23 protein-coding genes, 1 tRNA gene and 1 riboswitch are annotated in these 24,513 nt (G+C 36.3%); of the genes, 20 read left to right on the top strand and 4 right to left on the bottom strand.

The features are described from left to right. The first annotated feature begins 156 nt into the window (after positions 1 to 156). Genes opp3b through CP367_RS03280 form a run of 4 tightly spaced genes read left to right on the top strand, consistent with a single transcriptional unit; the run spans position 157 to position 4,165 of the window. Complete coding sequence (opp3b, locus tag CP367_RS03295) at positions 157 to 1,086, top strand: oligopeptide ABC transporter permease (protein WP_005718454.1); 930 nt, start codon at positions 157 to 159, stop codon at positions 1,084 to 1,086. Between the two features lie 8 nt (positions 1,087 to 1,094). After that, positions 1,095 to 2,126 (top strand): ABC transporter permease, encoded by a 1,032-nt coding sequence (locus tag CP367_RS03290; RefSeq protein ID WP_005729325.1) that lies wholly within the window; start codon positions 1,095 to 1,097, stop codon positions 2,124 to 2,126. Between the two features lie 15 nt (positions 2,127 to 2,141). After that, positions 2,142 to 3,200: an ABC transporter ATP-binding protein gene (locus CP367_RS03285; RefSeq protein ID WP_089145706.1), complete on the top strand. Its 1,059-nt coding sequence runs from the start codon at positions 2,142 to 2,144 to the stop codon at positions 3,198 to 3,200. A 20-nt stretch (positions 3,201 to 3,220) separates the two neighbouring features. After that, a complete protein-coding gene (locus tag CP367_RS03280; RefSeq protein ID WP_005718459.1) occupies positions 3,221 to 4,165 on the top strand; it encodes an ABC transporter ATP-binding protein in 945 nt (314 codons plus the stop codon). Positions 4,166 to 4,260: 95 nt separating this feature from the next. Here the strand turns inward: CP367_RS03280 and CP367_RS03275 are convergent, their stop codons facing one another. After that, a complete protein-coding gene (locus CP367_RS03275; protein ID WP_005724073.1) occupies positions 4,261 to 5,577 on the bottom strand; it encodes a C1 family peptidase in 1,317 nt (438 codons plus the stop codon). Between the two features lie 142 nt (positions 5,578 to 5,719). Next, entirely contained in the window at positions 5,720 to 6,145 is a 426-nt protein-coding gene (locus tag CP367_RS03270; RefSeq protein ID WP_089143458.1) for an Hsp20/alpha crystallin family protein, read from the bottom strand. 241 nt (positions 6,146 to 6,386) lie between these two features. Between CP367_RS03270 and greA the strand changes: the two genes are divergently transcribed. Next, the gene (greA, locus tag CP367_RS03265) at positions 6,387 to 6,848 is read left to right on the top strand and encodes a transcription elongation factor GreA (protein WP_005724077.1); all 462 of its coding nucleotides are present in this window, start codon (positions 6,387 to 6,389) and stop codon (positions 6,846 to 6,848) included. 79 nt (positions 6,849 to 6,927) lie between these two features. After that, positions 6,928 to 7,590 (top strand): CPBP family intramembrane glutamic endopeptidase, encoded by a 663-nt coding sequence (locus CP367_RS03260; RefSeq protein ID WP_005725384.1) that lies wholly within the window; start codon positions 6,928 to 6,930, stop codon positions 7,588 to 7,590. 47 nt (positions 7,591 to 7,637) lie between these two features. On the opposite strand, the gene CP367_RS03255 is transcribed toward CP367_RS03260, so the two are convergent. Continuing rightward, positions 7,638 to 7,708 (bottom strand) — tRNA-Gly (locus tag CP367_RS03255). A gap of 9 nt (positions 7,709 to 7,717) precedes the next feature. Beyond that, positions 7,718 to 8,311, bottom strand: a complete 594-nt coding sequence (locus CP367_RS03250) for an SOS response-associated peptidase (protein WP_005718467.1) — start codon at positions 8,309 to 8,311, stop codon at positions 7,718 to 7,720. Positions 8,312 to 8,428: 117 nt separating this feature from the next. Between CP367_RS03250 and trpS the strand changes: the two genes are divergently transcribed. The 14 genes from trpS to glmU all read left to right on the top strand — a co-directional run bounded on the left by trpS (position 8,429) and on the right by glmU (position 24,388). Continuing rightward, positions 8,429 to 9,451 (top strand): tryptophan--tRNA ligase, encoded by a 1,023-nt coding sequence (trpS, locus tag CP367_RS03245; RefSeq protein ID WP_005718468.1) that lies wholly within the window; start codon positions 8,429 to 8,431, stop codon positions 9,449 to 9,451. Between the two features lie 15 nt (positions 9,452 to 9,466). Continuing rightward, the gene (locus tag CP367_RS03240; RefSeq protein WP_013085750.1) at positions 9,467 to 9,946 is read left to right on the top strand and encodes a deaminase; all 480 of its coding nucleotides are present in this window, start codon (positions 9,467 to 9,469) and stop codon (positions 9,944 to 9,946) included. A 13-nt stretch (positions 9,947 to 9,959) separates the two neighbouring features. Beyond that, on the top strand, positions 9,960 to 10,544 hold the full coding sequence (locus CP367_RS03235) for a TPM domain-containing protein (protein WP_023488465.1): 585 nt from the start codon (positions 9,960 to 9,962) through the stop codon (positions 10,542 to 10,544). Positions 10,545 to 10,595: 51 nt separating this feature from the next. Then, positions 10,596 to 10,759: riboswitch (M-box (ykoK) riboswitch) on the top strand. An 83-nt stretch (positions 10,760 to 10,842) separates the two neighbouring features. Further along, positions 10,843 to 13,509 carry a magnesium-translocating P-type ATPase gene (gene mgtA / locus CP367_RS03230; RefSeq protein ID WP_089145704.1) on the top strand — a complete coding sequence of 889 codons (2,667 nt, stop codon included), beginning with the start codon at positions 10,843 to 10,845 and terminating at the stop codon, positions 13,507 to 13,509. A gap of 328 nt (positions 13,510 to 13,837) precedes the next feature. After that, complete coding sequence (locus CP367_RS03225; RefSeq protein WP_065989853.1) at positions 13,838 to 15,427, top strand: ABC transporter ATP-binding protein; 1,590 nt, start codon at positions 13,838 to 13,840, stop codon at positions 15,425 to 15,427. 18 nt (positions 15,428 to 15,445) lie between these two features. Continuing rightward, a complete protein-coding gene (locus tag CP367_RS03220; RefSeq protein WP_065989851.1) occupies positions 15,446 to 15,841 on the top strand; it encodes a hypothetical protein in 396 nt (131 codons plus the stop codon). Then, complete coding sequence (locus CP367_RS03215) at positions 15,829 to 17,418, top strand: ABC transporter ATP-binding protein (protein ID WP_065989846.1); 1,590 nt, start codon at positions 15,829 to 15,831, stop codon at positions 17,416 to 17,418. Before CP367_RS03220 ends, CP367_RS03215 begins: the two co-directional genes overlap by 13 nt. Before the next feature lie 109 nt (positions 17,419 to 17,527). Beyond that, positions 17,528 to 19,504: a methionine--tRNA ligase gene (metG, locus tag CP367_RS03210; RefSeq protein WP_089145703.1), complete on the top strand. Its 1,977-nt coding sequence runs from the start codon at positions 17,528 to 17,530 to the stop codon at positions 19,502 to 19,504. Next, positions 19,504 to 20,271: a TatD family hydrolase gene (locus CP367_RS03205; protein ID WP_089145702.1), complete on the top strand. Its 768-nt coding sequence runs from the start codon at positions 19,504 to 19,506 to the stop codon at positions 20,269 to 20,271. Before metG ends, CP367_RS03205 begins: the two co-directional genes overlap by 1 nt. Continuing rightward, positions 20,258 to 20,824, top strand: coding sequence for a ribonuclease M5 (gene rnmV / locus CP367_RS03200; RefSeq protein ID WP_005718476.1), 567 nt, complete (start codon positions 20,258 to 20,260; stop codon positions 20,822 to 20,824). Before CP367_RS03205 ends, rnmV begins: the two co-directional genes overlap by 14 nt. Further along, a complete protein-coding gene (rsmA, locus tag CP367_RS03195) occupies positions 20,814 to 21,698 on the top strand; it encodes a 16S rRNA (adenine(1518)-N(6)/adenine(1519)-N(6))-dimethyltransferase RsmA (RefSeq protein ID WP_089145701.1) in 885 nt (294 codons plus the stop codon). Before rnmV ends, rsmA begins: the two co-directional genes overlap by 11 nt. 61 nt (positions 21,699 to 21,759) lie before the next feature. After that, a complete protein-coding gene (locus tag CP367_RS03190) occupies positions 21,760 to 22,017 on the top strand; it encodes a Veg family protein (protein ID WP_013085757.1) in 258 nt (85 codons plus the stop codon). Positions 22,018 to 22,125: 108 nt separating this feature from the next. Next, positions 22,126 to 22,956, top strand: coding sequence for a pur operon repressor (gene purR / locus CP367_RS03185; RefSeq protein WP_013085758.1), 831 nt, complete (start codon positions 22,126 to 22,128; stop codon positions 22,954 to 22,956). Between the two features lie 46 nt (positions 22,957 to 23,002). After that, positions 23,003 to 24,388 (top strand): bifunctional UDP-N-acetylglucosamine diphosphorylase/glucosamine-1-phosphate N-acetyltransferase GlmU, encoded by a 1,386-nt coding sequence (glmU, locus tag CP367_RS03180; RefSeq protein WP_013085759.1) that lies wholly within the window; start codon positions 23,003 to 23,005, stop codon positions 24,386 to 24,388. Positions 24,389 to 24,513: the final 125 nt, after the last annotated feature.

The following is a 24,513-nucleotide window of genomic DNA, read 5'->3' as shown; positions in this document are numbered from 1 at the left end:
ATAATAAAAGTTAAAAATAAGAGAGAAAGCAAAATCTCTCTCTTATTTTTTTAATTTTTTGGAAATTTTCACTAGATATATTTATTTCTTTTGGTATAATTAAAACAACATTAAAAAGTAAATGAAAGCATAAAATAAAATGAGGGAGCAATTAATATGGCTAGATACCTATTAAAACGTATATTTTATATGATCCTCACTTTGCTTATCGTGGCTACGGTAACTTTTTTCTTAATGAAATTGATGCCGGGTTCACCTTATGCTAATGAAGCAAAGATGACGCTAACTCAGCGGCAAATTATGGATCAACAGTATGGTTTAAATAAACCTATCTGGCAACAATATTTGATTTATATTGCGGGGATGCTTCATGGTGATTTTGGGACATCCTTCCAATATAGTAACCAACCGGTAGCTTCATTAATTGGGGCGCGTTTGGGTGCGTCAGTACAATTAGGTTTACAAGCATTAATTTTGGGAGTTGTCCTTGGCGTAATCGCTGGGGCAATTGCTGCTATGAGACAGGGTACTTGGGTTGACTCAACTGCTACTGTAATTTCTATTTTGGGTAAATCAGTTCCTAACTTTGTTTTAGCAGTTTTGCTTCAATACTACATCGGTTTAAAGCTAGGTTGGTTCCCAATTGCTGGTTGGGGGCAATTTTCTCAAACGATTATGCCAACGATTGCTTTGGCAGTTGGACCATTTGCGGAAACAGCTCGGTTTATCCGAACCAGTATGGTTGATACCTTAAGTAGTGACTATATTGAGTTAGGTAAGGCCAAGGGATTGAGCAGAATGGAAGTTATTAGAAAACACGCAATGCGTAATTCAATGATTCCATTAGTAACTCTGATTGGTCCTTATGCTGTAGCCTTGATGACTGGTTCAATGGTTATTGAAAATATCTTTAACGTTCCTGGGATTGGTGAACAATTTGTTAAGTCGATTTTGACTAACGACTATCCAACAATCATGGGAATTACGATGGTTTACTGTATTGGATTAGTAGTAATTCTGTTGATTACTGATATTGTTTATGGATTAATTGATCCAAGAATTAGATTAGATGAAAGCGAGGCCTAGAAGACAATATGACTGAAGAAAAATTAAACCTTCCTGCAGATGCCTTTGAACCCTTACCAAAAGATGAAGCACAGGATAACGAAAACATTGCAGGTCCATCTTTATCGTTTGCACAAAATGTTTGGCTTCGCTTCAAGCAGAGAAAAGCAGCTATTATTTCTGCAATTATTGTTATTTTGATGATTGTAGTAGCTTTTGGTTCAACCCCATTCATCAATAAATCTACTTTAGTTAAATCGCACCCACAATATGCCAATTTGCCTGCTAAAGTGCCAGGAATGAGCGCAATTAACGGGTTGAACGGTAAGATTAAGCAAAATGGCAAGTGGGTTGATGCTTATGCTCAAAATGGTGTGCCTAAAGATAAGTACTTCATCGCAGGTACCGATTATTTAGGCAGATCTTTGGGGCAGAGAATTATCTATGGTACAAAGATTTCATTGATCGTCGCTTTAGTTGCAGCTTTCTTTGATTTAACTATCGGAGTCGCGTACGGAATAGTGTCCGGCTGGAAAGGCGGGGGAGTCGATAACGTGATGCAGCGGATTATTGAAATTATCTCTTCCGTGCCTAATTTAATCATTGTAGTTTTGATGTTGGTGGTATTAAAACCAGGTATTAAGTCAATTATCTTGGCAATTGCTATTTCAAGTTGGACGACAATGGCACGGCAAGTTAGAGCAGAAACTCTGAGTTTGAAAAATGAAGAATATGTTTTGGCAGCTAGATCATTAGGTGAATCACCTTGGAAAATTGCTTGGAAACACTTAGTGCCAAACCTTTCAAGCATCATCATTATTCAAACAATGTACACTATTCCAACTGCCATCTTCTTCGAAGCCTTCTTAAGTTTCATCGGAATCGGTATTTCAGCCCCAGAAACTTCACTAGGTGTACTTTTGAACGAAGGACAAAAGAATTTTCAATTCTTGCCATATCAGATGTGGTATCCAGCAATCGTATTGTGTGTGTTGATGATTGCCTTTAACTTATTAGGTGATGGTTTGCGTGATGCCTTCGATCCACGGGGACAAAGATAGAAAGGATTAACCTAAATGCCAGAAGAAAGAGTTTTAGATGTTAAAAATTTAAAAATTGATTTCCACACTTATGCTGGTGAGGTTAAAGCTATTCGTAACGTTTCCTTTCACCTAAATAAGGGAGAGACGCTCGCAATTGTAGGAGAATCAGGTTCAGGTAAGTCGGTTACTACCAGAAGTATTATCGGTCTGTTAGCACGAAATGCTCAGATTGAAGACGGCGAGATTGATTTTCACGGTAAAAATCTGCTTGACTTATCAGAAAAAGAAATGCAGAAAATTCGTGGTAACGAAATTTCGATGATTTTCCAGGATCCAATGACTTCGCTTGACCCAACTATGAAGATTGGGCAGCAAATTGCGGAGCCATTAATCAAACATAAGGGTGCCTCTAAGAAAGAAGCTTGGGCTAAAGCCTTGGAAATGATGAAGGCCGTGGGAATCCCAAATGCAGAAGAACGAATTAATCAATATCCTCACCAGTTTTCAGGTGGGATGAGACAAAGAATCGTGATTGCGATTGCTTTAATTTGTGAGCCAGAGATTTTGCTGGCTGATGAACCAACTACAGCTCTAGACGTGACTGTCCAAGCTGAAATCTTGGACTTGATGAAAGACTTGCAAAAGCGGGTTAAGACCTCAATTATTTTCATTACGCACGACTTGGGCGTGGTGGCCGGTATGGCAGATAGAGTAGCTGTAATGTACGCTGGTGAATTCTTAGAATTCGGTGGTGTTGATGAAATTTTTTATGATCCACAGCATCCATATACTTGGGGCTTAATCAATTCAATGCCTACTTTAAACAGTGATACTTTGGAGTCGATTCCAGGTACGCCTCCTAACTTGCTTGATCCGCCCAAGGGTGATCCTTTTGCACCAAGAAATAAGTATGCCATGAAGATTGATGTGGAAAGAAAGCCACCATTTTTCAAGGTAACTGATACTCACTATGCTGCAACCTGGCTTTTAGCACCAGGTGCACCTAAAGTGGAACCACCAGCTGAAATTACACGTCGCTGGAAAAAATATAACTTGATGAAACAAGAAGATAAACTGCCAGAGGTTAACTAGTCGCGGTAAAGGAGATTTTTATGCCAGAAAAAAAGAAAATTTTGGAAGTAAAACATCTAAAACAATACTTTAAAAATGGTCGTAATGTCACCAAGGCTGTTGACGATGTAAGCTTTAATATCTATGAAGGTGAAACTTTCGGCTTGGTAGGTGAATCTGGTTCTGGTAAGACAACTACTGGGCGCTCAATTTTGCAATTGTATAAGCCAACTAGTGGCGAAGTGATTTTTGAAGGCAAAAATGTAGCAGATTTAAAAAGTCGTGCAGACAAACTAGCTTTTACACGGGATGCACAAATGATCTTTCAAGATCCTTATGCTTCACTTAATCCTAGAATGACTGTTGAGGACATTATTGCTGAAGGATTAGATATTCACCATTTGGTTAAAAATAAAGATGAACGAACTGAGAGAGTAGAGGAATTATTGGAAACTGTTGGCTTAAATGCAAGTCATGCTAGCCGTTTTCCACATGAATTCTCAGGTGGTCAGCGTCAAAGAATCGGGATTGCTCGCGCCTTAGCCGTAGAGCCAAAATTTATTGTTGCAGACGAACCTATTTCAGCTCTAGACGTATCAATTCAAGCTCAAGTAGTTAACTTGATGATTGAATTACAGAAAAAGCGTGGTTTAACTTACTTGTTCATTGCCCACGATTTATCAATGGTTAAGTTTATTTCTGACCGAATTGGTGTAATGCACTACGGTAAACTACTGGAAGTAGGTCCAGCCGATGACGTCTATGATCGACCACTTCATGATTACACGAAGAGTTTGATTTCTGCAGTGCCAATTCCTGATCCAGAAGTTGAGCGGAGCCGGACAAGGATTCCTTATGACGCTCAAAAAGAAGAAATGGACGGAAAACAACGCTCAATGCATGAAATTCGTCCAGGACACTTCGTACGCTGCTCTGACGATGAAGTCAAGCATTACGAAGAAGTAGCGGCAAGCTACGAAAATTAGATACCAAATCTAATGCAACTCTCTCTATATTAATATTATATTTATGCTAAAAAGGCGATCCGATATGGATCGCCTTTTTATATGATCATTGCTCGTTAAGCTAATGAATCCCATGCTGGTAGGTCAGTGATTGGACCTTCAGCGAGCTTCTTTTGGTTTTCAGTTAAGTACTTCTTGTGGACTACAACTTCGTAAACATAGTCCTTAAACCATTCATTATTCATGACGTAGAAGCCTTTAACACCAGATTTATCGCCCCATGAGTTCTCAACTTTCCATTGACGAACTTCGCCGTTGTCTTCATCAACACCAACTAAAGTCATGGCATGTGACACTTGACCGACGCCGGTCTTTAATCTGTCTGCTTTAGACATTTTAAGGTCAACGCCGAATAAGTCATCTAACTTGTATAAATTAGTGTCAAGGTAACCAGTCTTACGGTCCATTTGACGTAAAACATCGTTACCAAACCAAACAGCTTCGCCGTCTTTTAATTGAGCGATAGCAGCGCTGGACAAGTATTCCATTGGTACATTCAAAAGCTTAATTCTCAGTGAACCTTCAATGTTGTCTTCAGCTGGTAGACCATAAAGCTTGTTATAGTCATGGTCTGGAGCATTGGTTAAAACAACATAATCATCAAAATCGACATCGCCCATGTACTTATGCAAGAATTCAAGTGGAGTAAGGTTCTTTTCTAAATGATATTTCTTATCATCATCACGATATTCAAGATCGAAAGTCTTAGGTGGTTCACCTACTGCGATAGCAGTCATTTGGTAAACTTCGCTTAAAAATTTTTCGCGAACCTTTTTAATTTCATCATCTTTGCCGTATTGCTTCAAGTGGCGCAATACTAAAGCATCCTTCTTTAACTTATCGCCTAAAGCAGTCGCAAAACCAGTAGTATCATTGGTGTTAAAAGTTTCTGGCATTGCATATGAAGGAACAACACCATATTTTTCAACTAAAGCGGCAGCCATTTGGAATTGTCCACCATCACTACCAGCAAAGTCTAAGTCAGCCTTAACTTGACGTGAATCAAGTGGCATATCAGCACTGTCTAAGATTCTGTTGTAGAACATGTTGGCACGTTCAATCTTGTCCCAGAAAAAGTTGTAAGCTTGTGAGAAAGTGAAATCTTTAGCCTTGTATTTTTTACCAAAAGCATGACGTAAAACGTTCAAAGTTGCGAACAACCAGCAACGACCTGAATGCTTTTGATTAGTAACGTTGTTGGTGTCAAGTTCGGTTGAGAATACTCTGGTTAATTGTCCTTGAACACGGTCGTTATAAGATGCTTCAAGCACACCACTGCGTTGAGCTGCACGAGCAACGACTTTATTTTCAGGTTTTTTATTAAATTCGGCAGAGAACTTTTCTAGTTCTTGCACAGTTAATTCATGAGCCATAAAAAATCTCCTTTTTAATTTTATAATTTTTTTCTAAACTAACTCTATTTTAAAGCAAAATACAAGCGGGTTCAATTAGAACTCGCTTGTAGAGAATTATTAATCCGTTAACTTATTAGACCTCTTGCATAAACCTAATAAATTAATCAATTTTTATAGAATTGCCATCATCGCCGGCAGTTTCCTTTGGCAAAGTGATGGTCAATACACCATTATCATACTTTGCATGAATCTCACTTGCAACTACATTTGGCAATCTGTAGCTTCTAGAAATACTGCCCTCACTTCTTTCCTTATGAATGATATTTCTATTTTTATCGCTAGTGTCCTTAAATGATTTTCTTGTGCCGCTGACATTTAACGTACCGTCATTATAGTTAACGTTGATATCCTGCTTATCCATGCCAGGCATGTCAATCTTAACTAGATAGTCCTTATCAGTTTCTGCAACATCAGATTGCATAATGTTTTCAATTTCATTATCGTCAAAGAAGTTTCTTGGAAAACCAAACCAATCATTCATTGCATCCATCATGTCGTTGCGCCGATTCATCATATCGTTTGCCATAAATAAAACTTCCTTTCATTTTTGTATTTGCTTAATTAGAATATAAGGAAAAGATCAACTCATTTCTTGATCTCTTTTCTCCTTACACTGTTTATTGTAGTCGCTTTTTATAGAAATGACACAAATTAGCACTCAAAAATGCATAGTGCTAATTTTAGACTGATAACGCTGCTACAATAACATTCTGAGATTGTAGATAATTATTACGTATAGAAAAATAAAGAAAGTTTGTGAAATAGAAATGGTATATTTTCAGAAAATGACTCCAGAAGGCTATCAACAAATTGAGGATGAAATTGCTCGATTAAAAAAAGATCGGCCACGTAGAATTAAAATTTTGCAGGCTGCACGAGCTTTAGGTGATCTTTCGGAAAATACTGAATATACTGAAGCAAAACGTGATCTAGGTCACTTACAAAGTCGTCTGCGTTACCTAGGCAAACAATTAAAGTATGCCGAAATTGTTAAAGCTGAAGATGATGGTAAGGTTGATCTAGGAAAGACCGTTGTGCTTAAGTTTGATGACGATGATGAAACAGAAGAATACAAAGTAGTTGGGCGAATGGAAGCGGATCTTGCTGCTGGCAAGGTTTCTTTTGATTCTCCATTGGGTCAAGCAATCATGAAAAAGGAGGCTGGTACAACAGCAACGGTGGCTGCACCAGCAGGTGAATATCAAGTAACGATTGTGGAAGTTAAATAAGTTGAGAACTATAATAAACTGTCTTTTTCTGGTATAATATGGGTTTTGTAGGATACAATTCAGAGTAGGAGTGAAGAATTTGAATACGCCACAATCAAGAGAGGGTAATGTGATCCGCTATGCCGTTTATTTAGCTGGCTATGTCGCTGTGTTTGCAGTAGTAAAGCTAGTTACTAGAAAATCTCCGGTTCATATTTGGGATTTGATTTTATTCGGCTTAGTTGCAGCCATGATTCTGTTGTTTTATGTTTATCGTTTCAATCGAGAGCAACGCTTTTTTGCCCGTGATTTTAAACTTCCATGGTTGGGCAGTTTGTCAACTGTTGTTCTATTAACATTAGTGATTACAGTTACACAGATTTCGATTTCATACTTACAATCATATGGCAGGATTAGTCATTATGATTTCCAATTGATATATGCCAAAAGTGAATCAGTTAACATGTTTTGGTTTTTAATCGTTGTCCAAGGAATTGTATTACCAATCCTACAAGAATTTTTGGCGACTGGCTTTTTGTTCAATTATGCTTTTCGGCGAAATACTAAGCAAGTTGCAATTATGGGGATCATTGTTTCAGGTCTGATTTATAGCTTACTGAACTTTCAAAATTCAGTAGTACTCTTTATTATTGATGCAATTTATGGCATGGTGTTTGCTTGGAGCTATATGTACACACAAACATTATTGATGCCAATTTACTTAGCTGTAGTTAGTGGCGTACTTACAGTGATTATGATTTAAAAACAAAAGGATGAGAAAAATTCTCATCCTTATTTTTGTATAAAAAAAGCGGATAGCGTGAATCGAACCCGCATCTACAGCTTGGGAAGCTGTCGTTCTACCATTTAACTATACCCGCAATATGTTTTTATTTTAGCATTTTTTCTATTTGAAGATCAACACTTTTACGATCAATTAAGCTGGTAAAATTTTGAAAAAGCCAGCGGCGTAGTTCGTTGGGCATAACAACTAGAGGCATTCTATTATGGATTGGCGCCATATCTTTGTTAGGCGCGGTAGTAACCATTGAAAAATAATCCTGATCATAAATACCTGCAATTAAGGTAAGTGGTTGATTAGTGCGGAAGGCGTAGCGATCATGGTATTTACGACCGTTTTCAGCAATATGGGTAGTTTTAGCGTATTCAAAGAATTTTTCGGTTAAGATTAAGCAACGTTGCTTGGCAAAGGATTTGTCCCACATTGAAGGCGCTGAATCATAAAATCGCTCAATTCTAGCGTTAAATAATGGCTTTTTTGGATCAACGGGACTTGGATAGCCCCATTTTTTGTTGCTTAATTGCAATTGACCATTTTGATAAAGCAAAACAGGTGCTACTTGGTTAGGAAAAATATCTTGTGCTTGAATGTCAAAATTTGGTGTAACTAAGGGCAGGTCAAGATCGCTTTTGAGATATTGTTGAATTTGTTTTAAATTAGGTAAACGAAACTGGTTGCACATACGCATTTCCTTTCTTTAGGGCTAGTTTAATCATAGCCTATTTTTTGTTAAAATTAGGTAATTAAACAATTAATATTAATAAAAAAATAAACTTAAAAATTAGAAAAGAGCAAAAAGATGGCGAAAGAAATTTTATTAACTGGTGACCGTCCTACTGGTAAGCTGCACATTGGTCACTATATCGGTTCATTAAAGAATAGAGTAAAATTACAAAATTCAGGTAAATATGATCCATATATTATGATTGCGGATACACAGGCTTTGACCGACAATGCTCGTAATCCGGAAAAAATTCGCAATAGTTTGATCCAAGTAGCTTTAGATTACTTAGCTGTTGGTATTGATCCAGCTAAATCAACTATTTATGTTCAATCACAAATTCCTGCTCTATTTGAATTGACTGCTTACTACATGGATTTAGTAACTGTGGCTCGGCTTGAAAGAAATCCAACTGTTAAGACAGAAATTAAGCAAAAAGATTTCAAAGACTCTATTCCAATTGGCTTTTTAAACTATCCAGTTTCTCAAGCTGCTGATATCACCGCTTTTAAAGCAACCGTTATTCCTGTTGGAGATGACCAGGAACCAATGTTGGAACAAACACGTGAAATCGTTAGGACTTTTAACCGTGTTTATAATTGTGATGTTTTGGTTGAACCTAAAGGTTATTTCCCACCTAAAGGTCAAGGACGTTTGCCAGGACTTGATGGTAATGCGAAGATGTCAAAGTCACTTGGCAATGCGATTTATCTTGCTGATGATGCAAAGACAGTTCAAAAGAAAGTTATGTCAATGTACACGGACCCTAACCATATTCACGTTGAAGACCCTGGTAAGGTTGAAGGTAACACTGTCTTTACATATCTTGATGTCTTCGATCCAGATAAGGACAAGGTGGCAGAACTTAAGGCAGAATACCAAAAGGGTGGCTTAGGTGACGTTAAGATTAAGCGTTACTTAAACAAGGTCCTTGAAGCAGAGCTTGCACCAATTCGTGAACGTCGCGAAAAGTTTGCTCAAGATGAAGATGCGGTTTATGAAATGCTTCTGGAAGGTTCAAAAAAGGCTAATAAAGTGGCTAATGCAACACTTGAACAAGTCCGTGACGCAATTGGTTTGAACTATTTCAAGAATAGATAAGGCTGAGGTAAAGTTATGCACGATCGAATTCCTTGGAAACAATATTTTATGATGCAGGCGCTAGTAATTGCGCAACGCTCTACTTGTAATCGCGCATTAGTTGGTAGCGTCTTAGTAAAAAATAATCGGATTATTGGCACTGGTTATAATGGTTCCGTTTCAGGACAACCGCATTGTGACGATGTGGGTCATCAAATGGTTGATGGTCACTGCGTTAGAACTATTCATTCAGAAATGAATGCGATCATTCAGTGTGCTAAGTTTGGTGTTTCTACAGAAAATACTGAGATTTATGTGACACATTTTCCTTGCTATAATTGCTGCAAATCCTTGTTGCAGGCAGGCGTGAAAAAAATTAACTATTATTTTGACTATCGCGATAATCCATTGGCGATGCAACTACTTCATGATAGCGAGGTGCCTTATGAACAGATTAAGATTAATCGCAAATACGTGGAAAGCTTGGCCCATAAACTTGAAGAAGACGAGAATTAATTTAATTTGGTTAATGGGACTAGTAACTGTATTTTTAATAACGACAGGATTTGTCCAGCCAAATATTGAAGATCATGCTCATATTTTAGATAAAGAAACTCGCACTTTGGTTACGGAAAAAAATAATCGCTATTTTCAGACTAAAGAACAACCGCAAATTGTCGTTATAACGGTTAAAAGGCTGAATAAGTTAACACCTAAGATGCTAGATCATTCTAAGCGAACGGTCTTTATTGTGGTAGGACAGAAAGGTAAAAAGCGTAATGTGCAAATTTATTCAACTAAAGATTTGCATAGTGCCTTCACCGAGGTCGCTCGGGGCAATATCTTGCGTGCTGAAGTAGATAAATTGCGTAGTCAAAATAATGCAACTTTTAACAAGGGAATTCGCTTCGTCTTTCGGGCATGTGCGACTAGAGTTGATCAACAATATCAATATGCACTTGATAAATATGATTTGACGCAAGCAGAACAAAATAAAGTCGCGCGTCCACATAGTGTAGCTTTACCAATCGCACTGGCACTGGCATTTTTAATTACGGGAATTACTTATTTCTTGCGTAGATTTAGTCATCGTGATCCAATTTCTAAGAAATAGTCGGCTTGACTTATTTGCATTTTGTCCTTACACTTTTTGTAGACATAATTAGCGAAAAACTGTTAGGTGAGACTCCTACGTGAACACACGCTATCGCCCAGAAACATCCAGAGATGCCAACGGGTTAAATAGGTGTCGTCGACTTAAGGCGAGATCCAGATAGCTAGCATGTGCTTACGTCACGTAGTGTTAAAACTGAACGACGAGTATGACAGAGCCTTGTTTGGCAAAAGTCACCTGCAGAAATTACAGGTGGCTTTTTTGTTTTGCTTGTCCCAATTAAAGAAGGGAGCAAATGATGTTAAAAGCAGCTAGCAAGAAGCGATCGAATATTGATATTCAGAGTATTCAACGTATTGCACGTGAATCGCGTAGCGAAACACTAGCCAGATTGCAGGCGAGTGCGGAAGGGCTTTCTACTAATAAGGCCGAAGAAAATAGAAGAGAATACGGTAAGAATGAGATTATTACTAATACCAATGCTTCTAAATGGCGTTTGCTTTGGGAATCGGTTGCGACACCATTTACGGTAGTGTTATTAGTATTAACTTTGCTAACGCTTTTTACCAGTTATATTTTGATACCACAAGGCAATAGTGACTCAATCACAATTATTGTGATGGTTATTATGTTAATTGTGTCAGTGCTGGTTAATTTTATTCAAAAGATTAAGATTGCTAGAGTAACAGATCAGTTGCTCAATCGGGTATCGGTTACTACGAATATTCGGCGTGATGGACACAATGTCGAGCTACCCACAGATGAAGTAGTGATTGGGGATGTAATTAATTTATCGGCCGGCGACATGATTCCAGCGGATATGAAATTGCTAACTAGCAAGGACCTCTTTTGTTCATCAAGTTACTTAGATGGTGACCCTGAACCAGCTGAAAAAGTAGCGAATGTAATAATTAAGCCGAGCATGAGCAATGATTATTTAAACTATCCTAACATCTTGTATGAAGGGACGACGATTGTGTCTGGCTCTGGAACCGGAATTGTTTTTGCTATCGGTAATCACACCGTTTTTGGTAAAGAAGTCCAAGCCATTTCACGTAAAAAAGTAAAAACTACATTGTTTGATCGTGAAATGAAACAACTAGCTAAGATCTTGATTGTCGCTACTGCAATTATCATCCCACTACTGTTTGTCATTAATGGCTTGACTAAAGGCGATTGGGGAGAAAGCTTAATTTTTGCTTTAGCTGCGGCTGTTGGCCTGACACCAGAGGTGCTGCCGATTATTGTTAACTCTAATTTGACTAAAGGCGCACTGGAAATGTCAAAAAGTGGTGCTGTAGTTAAGCAGATGAATGCAATTCAGAATTTAGGTTCTACCGATGTTTTTTGTATTGATAAAACAGGCACCTTAACGCAAAACCAAGTTGTGTTAGAGCGCCACTACGATTTAGATATGCAAGAAACGCCACAGATTCTGAAATTTTCATATCTGAATGCTTACTATCAAACTGGGGTCAAAGATTTAATTGACAAGGCAGTAATTGATGCCGCTGGTGATGAATTAGACGTAAATGAAATTCAACGTGACTACAACAAAATTGATGAAATTCCATTCGACTACACTAGAAAAAGAATGAGCGTTGTGGTCGTTGATAATGATGAACACCATGGACAGCACTTATTAGTAACTAAAGGCGCAGCAGAAGGGATGCTGGCTATTTCTAATAAGGTTGAACTCAACGGCAAAGTTGAAGATTTAACTTCTGAATGGAAAGAAAGAATTTTAAATCAGATCAATGAATTAAATGATGATGGCTTGCGAGTCCTGCTTGTCGGCTATAAGCTTAATCCTGCTCCAGTAGGTGAGTTTTCTGCCAAAGATGAGCATGATTTGACGATCATTGGCTATCTAGCATACTTGGATCCGCCTAAAGAGACTACCAAGGAAGCCTTAGAGGATTTAAAGAACGATAATGTCGACGTGAAAATTTTTACTGGTGATAACGAAGCAGTTACACGTGCGATCGCATTGCAGGTGGGTTTAAACGTCGATACGGTTTATGATGGAAAACAGATCGATGAAGCCAGTCCTGAAGAATTAAAAGAAATCGTGGAAAAATGTGATATTTTTGTTCATTTGACTCCAGAACTGCGGGTAAAGATTATTAACGCATTGAAGACCAACGGTCATACTGTCGGTTATATGGGCGATGGCAATAAAGACGCTTTAGCGATGAAAGTGGCGGATGTGACGGTAACTTCGAATAGCTCGGTTGATATCACTAAAGAATCTGCTGATATTATATTTGAACAAAAAGATTTGCAGCTGCTTGAAGAAATGATCATGGTCGGCAGAAAAGTCTTTTCTAATACGATGAAGTATATTAAAACATTCTTGGTTACCAATATGGGCAGTATTATCGCAATGGCTGTTTCTTCCTTACTGTTGCCGTTTTTGCCACTTTTACCATTGCAGGTTCTAATTTTAAATTTGCTTTTTAGTCTAAGTTGTTTAGTTATCCCCTTTGACAGTGTTTCAGAAAATTATGTCAAAAAACCGCAAAAGTGGTCAATCAGGATGTGGCCAAAATTTGTCTTAAACTTTGGTCCAATTCCGGCAATTGTTGACTTTATTGCGATGGCTTTAATGTTTTACGTAATTTGTCCTTACTTGGTTGGCTCTAATTACCACCACTGGGTCTTCATTTCTTTGTTCTATTCTGGAATTTTTGTGGAATCTCTGTGGACTAGGGTAATGATTATTCATACTTTAAGAGATGAGCGTTTTCCATTCTTTAAGCAACATGCAACCCCAATTGTCTTTTTAGTAACCTTTGGTTTGGCAATTTTAGGAACGATGTTGCCATCTTCGAGCATTGCTCCAAGTTTGGGCTTAATGCAGTTGCCATTTAGCTTTTGGGGTGTAGTCCTCTTGCTAGAAGTAATTTATGTTTTGTTGACAACTTTAGTAAAACATTTATATTTGAGAAAAGAAAAATTTTAAATTAAAAGGATCTAAGCTTGCTTTTCAGCTTAGATCCTTTTTGTATAATGATTTTAATGAAATACTATAAAATTATTTACAATTAGTAGTTACAGTACATCCATCAGTAGAAATAGTGTCATTGTTAGTAGGAACTTGTTTCCTAGCTAACTTTTGTAAATTAATTAATTCTTTCATGAGATTATACCTCCATAAAACATTAACCTCGTTTAATTAATAGGTTTGAATAAATAATAATATAAATAAAAATAAATGTAAATATGAAGTTTTATTTAAAATGATATGATATAATTATTGCAATAAAACTAAAATTGCGAGGAGGATGAACATGACATATGTAGATATGCTTAAAAGCAATAAGATGTTGTCGAGCTTAAATATAATATTAATGTCGGTAGTAGCAGTGTTTAGCTCGGCAAATAATTATATTACTATTCTATTGGTATCTGCATTACAACGAAAATCTAGTATAAGTTTTTTTTCGCTTGTGGGTTTCGAGGTCGTAATATGTATTATTTGCTATTCCTGTAGTAATTTTTCAGGGTACTTTATAGAAAAACAAATACAGGAATATTTATCTAATATTAGACTTAAGTTATTCAAAAGTACTTTTACTCAAAAAGATAGTGTAGATATTTCAGATTTACAAAATAATAGTATTAATAATTTGCAGCAGTTGGGGAAAGAATACTTTTTTTCTTTTTTTACTATACTTAGTGGAATGATTAATATTGTTATGATATTTTTTACTGTTTCAAGCATTAATATATGGCTTAGTCTTTTTATATTGATAACTGCGTCAACAACAGTTGCATCCTCTAAAATATTTAGTGATAAAATAGCGCAGGTTGTAAAAAATGAATCTTGTGCTAAAGGAGTACTGATAAAAGAAGTTGCAAACTGGATACCAACTTTAGCTTTGACAAGGGAATATAAAAAAGAAAAAGTGGTATATAAAAATATTCTTTATCAGAGTAGTAAGCTAGAGGACGCTAAAATAAGTAAATCTAAGATAACAGAAAGTAATAATTTTTTTATTGACAATATATCTAATATTGTCGAAACTATGTTATTAATTTTTGTTGCATATTTAATCTACAGAAATACTTTAAAAATAGGGGTATATGCTGCAGTAGGTAGCTTTTTGTATAGTACTTTAGGGTCCATAAAATCTATTAGCAGTAGCTTGAGTCAAATAAAGGGTTCTAGTTTTATTAGAAAAGAGATTAATCAGAAATTACAAGTTAATAAAGCACAAGAATATAAAAGTTTAAATGACTTCAATATTTTAAGATGTACGGATTTATCCGTACACTTTAAAAATGGAGAAACGATTAAATATCCTAATTTTAGTATAAAGAAAGGCGAAAAAGTACTTCTTGTAGGTGATTCAGGCGTAGGTAAAAGTACGTTGCTAAAGGTGATTCTAGGACTTGAGAAAAAGGCAACTGGTAATGTAGATTTCATTTCTTCAGCAGGTGAAAAATTCATTCCTAATTTAGATGAGATAGGATATATTAGTCAAACGTCTGTCCTTTTACCAGGATCAATTAGAGACAATATTACTATGTTTAGTCATGATAGAAATACAACTAATAAAACAAATGAGTATGTTAAAAAAATGTGCTTTTCTGTAGATATATCGTCATTTTCAGAAGGATTAGATACTCAAATTAAATCCAATGATGAAAATTGGTTATCTGGAGGGCAGAAACAAAAAATCATTTTAATACGAAATAGTATGTTTGATAGGCCTATCTTTTTGATAGATGAAGCAACAAGTGCTATTGATGAAGCTGCAAGGGTTCAGGTTATAAAGGAATTTTTAAATACAAGTGCAACAGTTTTATGGATAGAACATAACTTAAGTAAGAAAATTACAAATTTGTTTGATAGGCAGATTTATTTAAGAAAATAGGAGAGGAGTAAATTTCTTATGGTTGGGTTTGAAGTGCAAAAGCAAGGAAAATATGTCAATATACTTCCTGATAGAGTTAATAATAGTGATTTAGAAGTATTAACTAAGGAAATTAAAGAATGTGTAAGTTCAATAAAAGATATAAGCATGCCAAAATCAGGAGGTATGTATTATGGGCTAGCGGGCATTATTTACTCGCTGATTATGTATACTACTGTGTATAAAGATAAGAGTTTTAGCAGTGCTATCAGAACAATGCTGAATAATTTACAGTTTTATACTATCAATATTGATAATACTTTATTTTTGATTGATGGAACATTTCATAATGTGAACGTAAGTTTTCCTGATGGAAACTTAGGATTGATAAATGTTATTAAAATGGCAGAAGAGGCAAAGATATGTTTTCTATAAAAAACTTGCTTAAGTTAAATCCAATAAGATCAACTATCATTATAACTTCTTGTCTTATTTCATCGTTGTTAACAGTCTTTGTTCGTTATAATTTAACATGGCAAGCAGATCTTCTGAAAGAAAACAACATTCAAGGATTTTTATATCTGAGTTTGATTAGTCTGATAGCATATATATTAAGCTCAATACTAAGTAATTTTGGTAATTATTTTTTACTTACTAAAAGCGTTCAAGAATATTTGCATTCGATTAGAGGAGCAATGCTTAAGAGATATAGCAACAATATAGATTCGAGTAAAGTGCAAAATGATTTAATTAATAATCTGGAAACAGCGGGAAATCAATACTTATTTTTAGTAGCAGCTCTATTAGAATATATCTTTCTATTTATATTTTCTGTAGTAGCAATTTTATCACTTAATTGGATTATTGTATTGAGTACGTTGATCTTGGCCCTAATATTGTTAAAATTACCAGATATGTTTAAGAATGTTGTTGGAAAAACAAGCATTGCTAATTCAGAACAAACACAGAAATTTTTAGCAGATATTTCCAATTGGACAAGGGGTTTAGATGTGTTACACCGATTTAATTTACGTGATGTTTATTTGAGTAAATTAAATTCCGCTGGTACTAGTTATACTAAAGTCTACCTAAAAAACGTTAAAATTAATAAGAATGTCTCATTAATTGTTGTACTGAGTAATGTCATTGCCCAACTGCTAATTTCTGCCTTAACAGGGATGCTGATTTTGCATAATAAACTGAGTATTGGTGCTTTTTTCAGTATTGGGGGATTAATTGGCTATACGTTTAGTTATGTAGTAATAATCTCAAATGGACTTGTTCAGATGAAAAATGGCAAAGCCATAGTTGATCAGATTAATAGTCAATTAGAAGAACCACTCTTTCATGAAAAGGCAGAGAAAAATTATAAAGATGTAAAGTACTTGATTTCTAACTTGAGTAAAAATTTTTCTAGCATGACTAAGATAATATATCCGGATATTGAAATAAATCAGGGAGATAAAATCTTACTAACAGGACCTTCAGGAATAGGAAAAAGTACCCTATTTAAATTAATTTTGGGCGAATTAACTCCAACCAGTGGAAGTATAGTGGCTGTCGATAAGGATGGTCAGAAACATAAAATTATTCGTAACCAAATTGGGTATATTTCTCAAGAACCAGTACTGATGCCAGCTTCAATTATTGATAATATTACAATGTTTAATCCTAACATGAAGAAAAAGGCACTTAATATAATTGACAAAGTAAAGTTAAAAAAGGATATACTTAATTTTAAAGATGGAATAAATACCATAGTAACTACTGATAAAAGCAACATATCAGGTGGGCAAAAGCAAAAAATAGTTTTGGCTAGAACCCTATTATATAATAAACCACTGATTTTGGTAGATGAAGCAACAAGTGCAATTGATGCGCGTAATGCAAAAGAAATTTTAAGAACGGTGACAAAGGTTGACGCTACAGTTATTGTTATCGCACATAACTTGACTAATGATACGAGACGGCTTTTTGATAAAGAAATAAAATTAAGTGATCAAAACGTTTAAGAGAATAGCTACTTAAATTAAAAGGAATTCGTGGTTTTAGCCCAATTCCTTTTTTTGCATGTTAAAATAAAATAGATATTTTAGACGATTAAAGGAGTTTGATTAATCAATGGCTGATAAAGATACTTTTTATATTACAACCCCAATTTATTATCCATCTGGTCGTTTAACGATCGGAAATGCTTATACTACTATCGCAGCTGATACAATGGCTCGCTATAAGCGTAGTCAAGGCTATGATACTTTCTTTTTAACTGGTACTGATGAACATGGCTTGAAGATCGAACAAAAGGCTGAAGCACAAGGAATCAAGCCACAAGAGTTTGTTGATAAGATGGCTGCTTCTTACAAAAAATTATGGAAGAGCCTTAACATTTCTTATGACAAGTTTATTAGAACTACTGATGAACAACATGTTCAAGCTGTCCAAAAGATTTTTGAAAAGCTGTTAAAGAAAGGCGACATTTATTTAGGCGAATATACTGGCTGGTACTCAGTTGAAGATGAAGAATACTTTACTGAATCACAACTTGCTGAAGTTTACAAAGATGATGATGGTAATGTAATCGGCGGTAAGGCTCCAAGTGGTCATGAAGTACGTTTGGTTAAGGAACCATCCTACTTCTTCAAGATGAGCAAGTATGCTGACCGTTTGGTGGAATACTACAAGGAACATCCTGAATTTATTTTGCCTCATTCACGTGAAAAGGAGATGCTTAATAACTTTATTAAGCCAGGCTTGGAAGACTTGTCAGTTACTCGTACTACTGTTAACTGGGGCATTCCAGTTCCAAGCGATCCTAAGCACGTCGTTTATGTTTGGATCGATGCACTTTCAAACTATATTACCGCTTTGGGCTATGGCTCAGATGGTGATTCATTGTTTAAGAAATATTGGCCAGCAGATGTTCATTTGGTAGGTAAGGAAATCGTTCGTTTCCACACTATTTATTGGCCAATTATGTTAATGGCTCTTGATTTGCCACTTCCTAAGCACATTATCGGCCATGGTTGGGTATTAATGAAAAATGGCAAGATGTCTAAGTCAAAGGGAAATGCCGTTTATCCAGAATCATTGACTAGTCGTTATGGTGTTGATCCACTTCGCTATTACTTGATGCGTGCTCTTCCATTTGGCGATGACGGTATTTTTACACCAGAAGACTTTGTTGAAAGAATTAATTATGACTTGGCCAACGATTTGGGTAACTTACTTAACAGAACCGTGTCAATGATTAATCAATATCAAGCTGGTCATGTTGATGCAGTTCCTGTTGCTCAAGCTGAATTTGGCAAAGACTTGCAAGATACAGCTGCTAGTGTCATTAATGATTACAGAGAAAACATGAATTCACTTCACTTCTCTAAGGCATTAGACAATATTTGGAAGTTGGTTTCTCGTGCTAACAAGTATATTGATGAAACTACTCCATGGGCTTTGAACAAAGAAGGTAAAAAGGAAGAACTTAGCAAGGTCATGAGCAACTTGGCTGAAAGCTTGCGTTTAATTGCTATTATGATTGAACCAGTAATGACCGAAACTGCACCAATTATGTTCAAGCAACTTGGTTTAAATTGGGACAATGACGATGCTAAGCATTTAGCCTTTGGTGACTTTGAATGGGATGTTAAGGTAATTGAAAAGCCACAACCAATCTTCCCAAGACTTAAGATGGACGAAGAAGTTAAGTACATCAAGGATGAAATGGCTAAAGCTAAGCCAAAGAAGACCACTAGAAGTGAACAAAAGAAGGGTGACGAAATCACCATTGACGATTTTGACAAGGTTAAGATCCAAGTAGGCCAAATTTTGTCAGTTGAACCAGTTAAAGGCTCAAGCAAGTTGCTCATGTTCAAGCTGGACTTTGGTAATGGCAAGGAAACCCAAATTTTGAGTGGTATTCGCAAGTTTTATCCAGATGCAAGTGAGCTATTAGACAAAAAGGTTTTAGCTGTTACTAACTTAAAGCCACGTAAGATGCTGGGTCACCTTAGTGAAGGGATGCTCTTATCAAGTGAAAAGGATGGCAAAATTAAGTTAGCTCTTGTTGGTGATGAACATGCAGTTGGGGCTGAACTCGGCTAATGGAGATCATTGATAATCATACTCATTTGAATGACGAGCCGTTTCGCGGCAAGGAACAATATTATTTAGAACGAGCAAAAGCACTTGGTGTAACCAAGGTTATTTGCGCGGGACAAGATCCTGACTTTAATCAAAGAGCGGTTGACTTAGCACAAAGGTTTGATAATGTCTATGCGATGGTCGGTTACTGTCCCGATGTGGCTAAAGACTATGATCAACAGGCTGAAGATAAACTAATTGAACAATTGAAGCAGCCTAAGGTAGTTGCAATGGGCGAAATCGGGCTAGATTATTATTGGGATGAATCGCCGCGCGACGTACAGCGTAATGTTTTTGCGCGGCAAATTGAAGTAGCACATGACTTGAAGATGCCGGTTGATATCCATACTAGGGATGCATTTGGAGATTGTTATAACATCTTAAAAAATAGCAATCTGGAATATGGTGCTGTTTTGCATAGTTTTAACGGTGGTGTTGACTGGTTAAATAAGTTTTTGGATTTGAATGTTTACTTTTCATATTCAGGTGTTGTTTCTTTCACTAAGGCTACGGAAGTACACGAGAGTGCAAAAGCTGCGCCACTTGACCGAATTTTAGTTGAAACCGACGCGCCATATTTAACGCCTAAGCCATATCGTGGTCATCAAAATGAAACTGGCTACGTACGTTATGTGGCAGAAGCAATTGCTAAGTTGAAGGATATTCCACTAGAGAAAGTGGCGGATGCTACTTATAAGAACACAGTGAGAGTTTATGGGCTTAAATAAAAAGAATTTTGATGCGGTAATCGTTGTTGAGGGGAAAGACGATACCATCCGTTTAAAACAATTTTTCCCAGGAATCGAGACAATTGAGACTAATGGATCAGCCGTTTCAGATGAAGTATTGAAGCAAATCCAAAAATTAAGTGAGAGTCGGCAAATTATTGTCTTTACTGATCCTGACTTTAATGGCGAAAGAATCCGGCGCATTGTAACTAAAGCTGTTCCTGATGCAAAGCAAGCTTTTATTACCCGTAAGGAAGGCGAACCTCATAAAAAGGGGAGTCTAGGTGTAGAACATGCTTCAAAAGAAGCACTTGAGCATGCACTAAGTGATTTGCATGAGGTTGAACCGCAAAAAAGTGATTTAACTCCAGCAATTTATCGGCAATTAGGTTTAGCTGGTGGTAGCGGCTCACGAAAATTACGTGAACAAGTAGGCATTAAATTACGAGTTGGCTATGGCAATTCCAAGCAGTTTTATAATCGCTTGCATACTTTTGGCGTTTCATTAGCTGAATTAAAGGCAGCTGTCAAGGAGGTAGAAAATGACAAATAATATTCCAATTGGCTCTCCAGTTAGAACACAAGCAATTGTTAACCGTTACTTTGTCAAAGCTAAAAAGAACTTAGGGCAAAATTTCTTAGTTGATCAGACTGCTATTTTAGGTATTGTTGAAGCTGCTGGGATAAAAAAAGATGATCAAGTCATTGAAATTGGACCAGGTATTGGCTCTTTGACTGAGCAACTACTGTTGGCAGGCGCTAAAGTTTTTGCTTATGAAGTTGATGATAGCTTACCTACGATTTTACAGAATGAACTGCCTAAGAAAATTGATGATCAGCCTTTGGCTAGTCGCTTTAAGATTTTGCTTAAGGATGTAATAAAGGCTAATTTTAAAGAAGATATTGGTGACTTTTTTGACTTCACTAAACCGATCAAAGTTGTAGCCAATTTACCATACTACATTACGACACCGATTATTTTTGCTTTAGCTGAATCTGACTTGCACTTTACTTCGCTGACCTTGATGATGCAAAAAGAAGTGGCAGAGCGATTAGAAGCTCAACCAGGTAGCAAGGATTATGGCCCATTAACGATTTCTGTTCAAACAGAAATGAAAGTTAAGCTTGCTTTACAAGTGGGGCGTAATTCCTTTATGCCACGACCTAAAGTTGATTCTAGTGTAGTTGTTTTGACTCCGCTAAAAGAAAAGCCTGCTATTGAAGATCGCAAGCACTTTATTTGGGTTGTGAAAATGTGCTTTTCACAAAGAAGAAAGACACTGAACAATAACTTAAAGTCATTATTGCCAGATAAAACCAAACGAGATGAATTGATTACAGAATTAGGTGTAGAACCACGAATTCGGCCTGAAGACCTAACAATTGAACAATTCATTAAGATTGCTAAATTTATTCCTGCAAAGTAATGCCTAATATTGAATTTATTATATATTTGTGATATAATTTACGTAAAGGAGCTGTTGTTTAGTGCCAACATCAATTATCACAATTAAACATAAGTTGGATTCTCACTTAGGTGATGCTTTAACAGTAGTAGCTCAAGCGGGTCGTAAGAAAGTTACTAAGAGACGGGGGATTCTAAGAGAGACTTTCCCTGCAGTGTTTGTGGTTGATTTAGACCAACATCAAAATAATTTTAAACATGTTTCTTACAGTTATACCGATTTACTAACTAAGAATATTGCATTAGAGTTTGATGATGAAGCTGAAGAGGCTGAAGCTTAAACACAATTTTTGAAATTGTCACTAGCATTTATTTAAAATGTTAGTGCTTTTTTTTGCCCTTTAGAGTATATTAATTAAGTATAAAACAAACATTAGAAAGGAAATTTCATGAAACGTTCAGAAAGATTGGTGGACATGACCAAATATTTAATGGAGCGTCCCCATACTTTAATTGCACTACCATTCTTTGCTAAGCGTTACGGCGCTGCTAAGTCATCTATTTCAGAAGATTTAGCTATTTTGAAGCACACTCTTGCCAGCAATCAAGATGGTATTTTGGAGACTGTAGCCGGTGCAGCTGGTGGCGTGCGCTATATTCCATTTTTAGGTAAAAAACACGCGGAAGTATATTTGTCAGATTTATCAACTAGGATTGAGGATCCAAGTAGAATTTTAGCCGGTGGTTTTGTGTATCTGTCAGATATTTTAGGCAATACGCAAGATTTACGTAAAATTGGTGAATTAGTAGCTACTCATTATGCTTATGAAGAAATCGATGCTGTCATGACAGTTGAAACAAAAGGGATTGCTTTAGCCCAAGCAGTTGCTCGTTTTTTAGATGTACCATTTGTTACAGCTAGAAAGCGATCAAAGGTAACAGAAGGTGCTACTGTTTCTGTTAACTATATTTCTTCATCGTTGTCTCGAGTATCGAAGATGGAATTACCGACTCGTGCTCTTAAAAAAGAAGCTAAAGTTTTAATTGTCGATGATTTTATGAAGGGTGGCGGTACCCTAACCGGAATGGAAGAATTAGTTAAGGAATTCGATGGTACTATTGCCGGCGTTTGTGTACTCTGTGAAGCCGATTTTGACAAAGAAAAGCTGATTAAGAACTATCTTTCATTAATAAAAATTAGTGAAATTGATACTGCCCAAAAGCTGATTGTAGCAGAACCTGGTAACTTCTTAACTGAAACTGATTTTGACCGTTTCTAAAATGGTATACTAGAATCAAGTTTTGATTATTAAGAGGTTAATATTAATGGAAAAATATGTAGTCGTTCTTGCCGCAGGTAAGGGCACACGAATGAAGTCAAAGTTGTACAAGGTTTTACACAAAGTTTGTGGTAAAACCATGGTTGAGCATGTTGTTGATGCAGCTCAAGGCGTTAATCCTGCAGAAATCGTTACAATCGTTGGTACAGGTGCTGGCGATGTAGAAAAAGTACTGGCAGACAAGTCTAAGTTTGCTTTCCAAGAAAAGCAATTAGGTACTGGTGACGCCGTAATGACTGCGCGTGAAGAATTGGGTGACAAAGATGGTGCTACTTTAGTAGTTACTGGTGATACACCACTTTTCACAACTGATACATTTAATGAACTATTCAAGTATCATGCAGAAAAAGGCAATGCTGCAACTGTATTGACCGCGAAAGCTCCAAATCCATTTGGCTATGGTCGAATTATTCGTGATGATCAAGGCAATGTTTTACGAATTGTAGAACAAAAAGATGGTAAACCAGAAGAATTAAAAGTAAAAGAAATCAATACTGGTGTATTTTGCTTTGACAATAAAAAATTATTTGAAGCATTGAAGCACGTTAATAATGACAATGCTCAAGGTGAATATTACTTAACTGATGTTTTAGAAATCTTGCGCAATAGTGGTGAACGCGTTGGTGCTTACAAGATGCCTGACTTTAGTGAAAGCCTTGGCGTTAATGACCGTATTGCATTAGCTCAAGCTACTAAGACTATGCAAAGAAGAATTAATGAACAGCATATGCGTGATGGTGTTTCATTTATCGACCCTGATACTGCTTATATTGATGCAGATGTTAAGATTGGCAACGACACTGTAATTGAAGGTAATGTTGTGATTAAAGGAAACACCGAAATCGGTAGTGATTGCTACATTACTAGTGGTTCAAGAATCGTTGATTCTAAGATTGGTAATAATGTCACTGTTACTTCTTCAACTGTTGAAGAAGCTGAAATGGACGATAATACTGATATCGGTCCTAATTCACACCTTCGTCCTAAGGCAATTATTCGCAAAGGTGCACATATTGGTAACTTTGTGGAAATTAAGAAGGCTGAGATTGGTGAAAATACTAAAGTAGGTCACTTGACTTATGTTGGAGACGCTACCTTAGGTAAAGACATTAACATTGGCTGTGGTACGATCTTCTCTAATTACGATGGTGTAAAGAAGTTCCATACTAATGTTGGTGATCATGCCTTTATTGGCGCTGGCTCAACATTGATTGCTCCAATTAATGTTGCAGATCACGCCTTTATTGCAGCTGATACCACTGTTACTAAGGACGTTAATAAATATGACATGGCAATTGGCCGTGGCCGTCAAGTTAATAAGCCAGATTATTGGCATAAGCTTCCTCTTTCTCAAGATAAAGAATGGGATTAAGAATAAGGCACTAGTGTATCAAGCTAGTGCTTTTTTGTTAAGAATTGCTAAATACTTATTGCAAAATAATAATTGAGACCTACAATAAGGTGTACTAATAATAATTTTTACATGAGGTAGGTAAT

It is taken from the genome of Lactobacillus sp. UMNPBX16 (assembly GCF_002553775.1).
GTDB classification, from domain to species: Bacteria; Bacillota; Bacilli; order Lactobacillales; family Lactobacillaceae; genus Lactobacillus; species Lactobacillus crispatus.
Note: the sequence above shows the minus strand (reverse complement) of the source record. Positions and strands in the feature narration are given on the sequence as shown.

Bases quoted from the DNA above. Each gene is read 5' to 3' on its own strand.
- rnmV (WP_005718476.1), top strand. From the start codon at position 20,258: ATGGGCTTAAATAAAAAGAATTTTGATGCGGTAATCGTTGTTGAGGGG.
- trpS (WP_005718468.1), top strand. From the start codon at position 8,429: ATGGCGAAAGAAATTTTATTAACTGGTGACCGTCCTACTGGTAAGCTG.
- CP367_RS03280 (WP_005718459.1), top strand. From the start codon at position 3,221: ATGCCAGAAAAAAAGAAAATTTTGGAAGTAAAACATCTAAAACAATAC.
- purR (WP_013085758.1), top strand. From the start codon at position 22,126: ATGAAACGTTCAGAAAGATTGGTGGACATGACCAAATATTTAATGGAG.
- CP367_RS03205 (WP_089145702.1), top strand. From the start codon at position 19,504: ATGGAGATCATTGATAATCATACTCATTTGAATGACGAGCCGTTTCGC.
- CP367_RS03240 (WP_013085750.1), top strand. From the start codon at position 9,467: ATGCACGATCGAATTCCTTGGAAACAATATTTTATGATGCAGGCGCTA.
- CP367_RS03235 (WP_023488465.1), top strand. From the start codon at position 9,960: ATGGGACTAGTAACTGTATTTTTAATAACGACAGGATTTGTCCAGCCA.
- CP367_RS03275 (WP_005724073.1), bottom strand. From the start codon at position 5,577: ATGGCTCATGAATTAACTGTGCAAGAACTAGAAAAGTTCTCTGCCGAA.
- greA (WP_005724077.1), top strand. From the start codon at position 6,387: ATGGTATATTTTCAGAAAATGACTCCAGAAGGCTATCAACAAATTGAG.
- CP367_RS03285 (WP_089145706.1), top strand. From the start codon at position 2,142: ATGCCAGAAGAAAGAGTTTTAGATGTTAAAAATTTAAAAATTGATTTC.
- CP367_RS03215 (WP_065989846.1), top strand. From the start codon at position 15,829: ATGTTTTCTATAAAAAACTTGCTTAAGTTAAATCCAATAAGATCAACT.
- CP367_RS03290 (WP_005729325.1), top strand. From the start codon at position 1,095: ATGACTGAAGAAAAATTAAACCTTCCTGCAGATGCCTTTGAACCCTTA.
- CP367_RS03270 (WP_089143458.1), bottom strand. From the start codon at position 6,145: ATGGCAAACGATATGATGAATCGGCGCAACGACATGATGGATGCAATG.
- CP367_RS03220 (WP_065989851.1), top strand. From the start codon at position 15,446: ATGGTTGGGTTTGAAGTGCAAAAGCAAGGAAAATATGTCAATATACTT.
- CP367_RS03250 (WP_005718467.1), bottom strand. From the start codon at position 8,311: ATGTGCAACCAGTTTCGTTTACCTAATTTAAAACAAATTCAACAATAT.
- metG (WP_089145703.1), top strand. From the start codon at position 17,528: ATGGCTGATAAAGATACTTTTTATATTACAACCCCAATTTATTATCCA.
- mgtA (WP_089145704.1), top strand. From the start codon at position 10,843: ATGTTAAAAGCAGCTAGCAAGAAGCGATCGAATATTGATATTCAGAGT.
- CP367_RS03225 (WP_065989853.1), top strand. From the start codon at position 13,838: ATGACATATGTAGATATGCTTAAAAGCAATAAGATGTTGTCGAGCTTA.
- glmU (WP_013085759.1), top strand. From the start codon at position 23,003: ATGGAAAAATATGTAGTCGTTCTTGCCGCAGGTAAGGGCACACGAATG.
- rsmA (WP_089145701.1), top strand. From the start codon at position 20,814: ATGACAAATAATATTCCAATTGGCTCTCCAGTTAGAACACAAGCAATT.
- opp3b (WP_005718454.1), top strand. From the start codon at position 157: ATGGCTAGATACCTATTAAAACGTATATTTTATATGATCCTCACTTTG.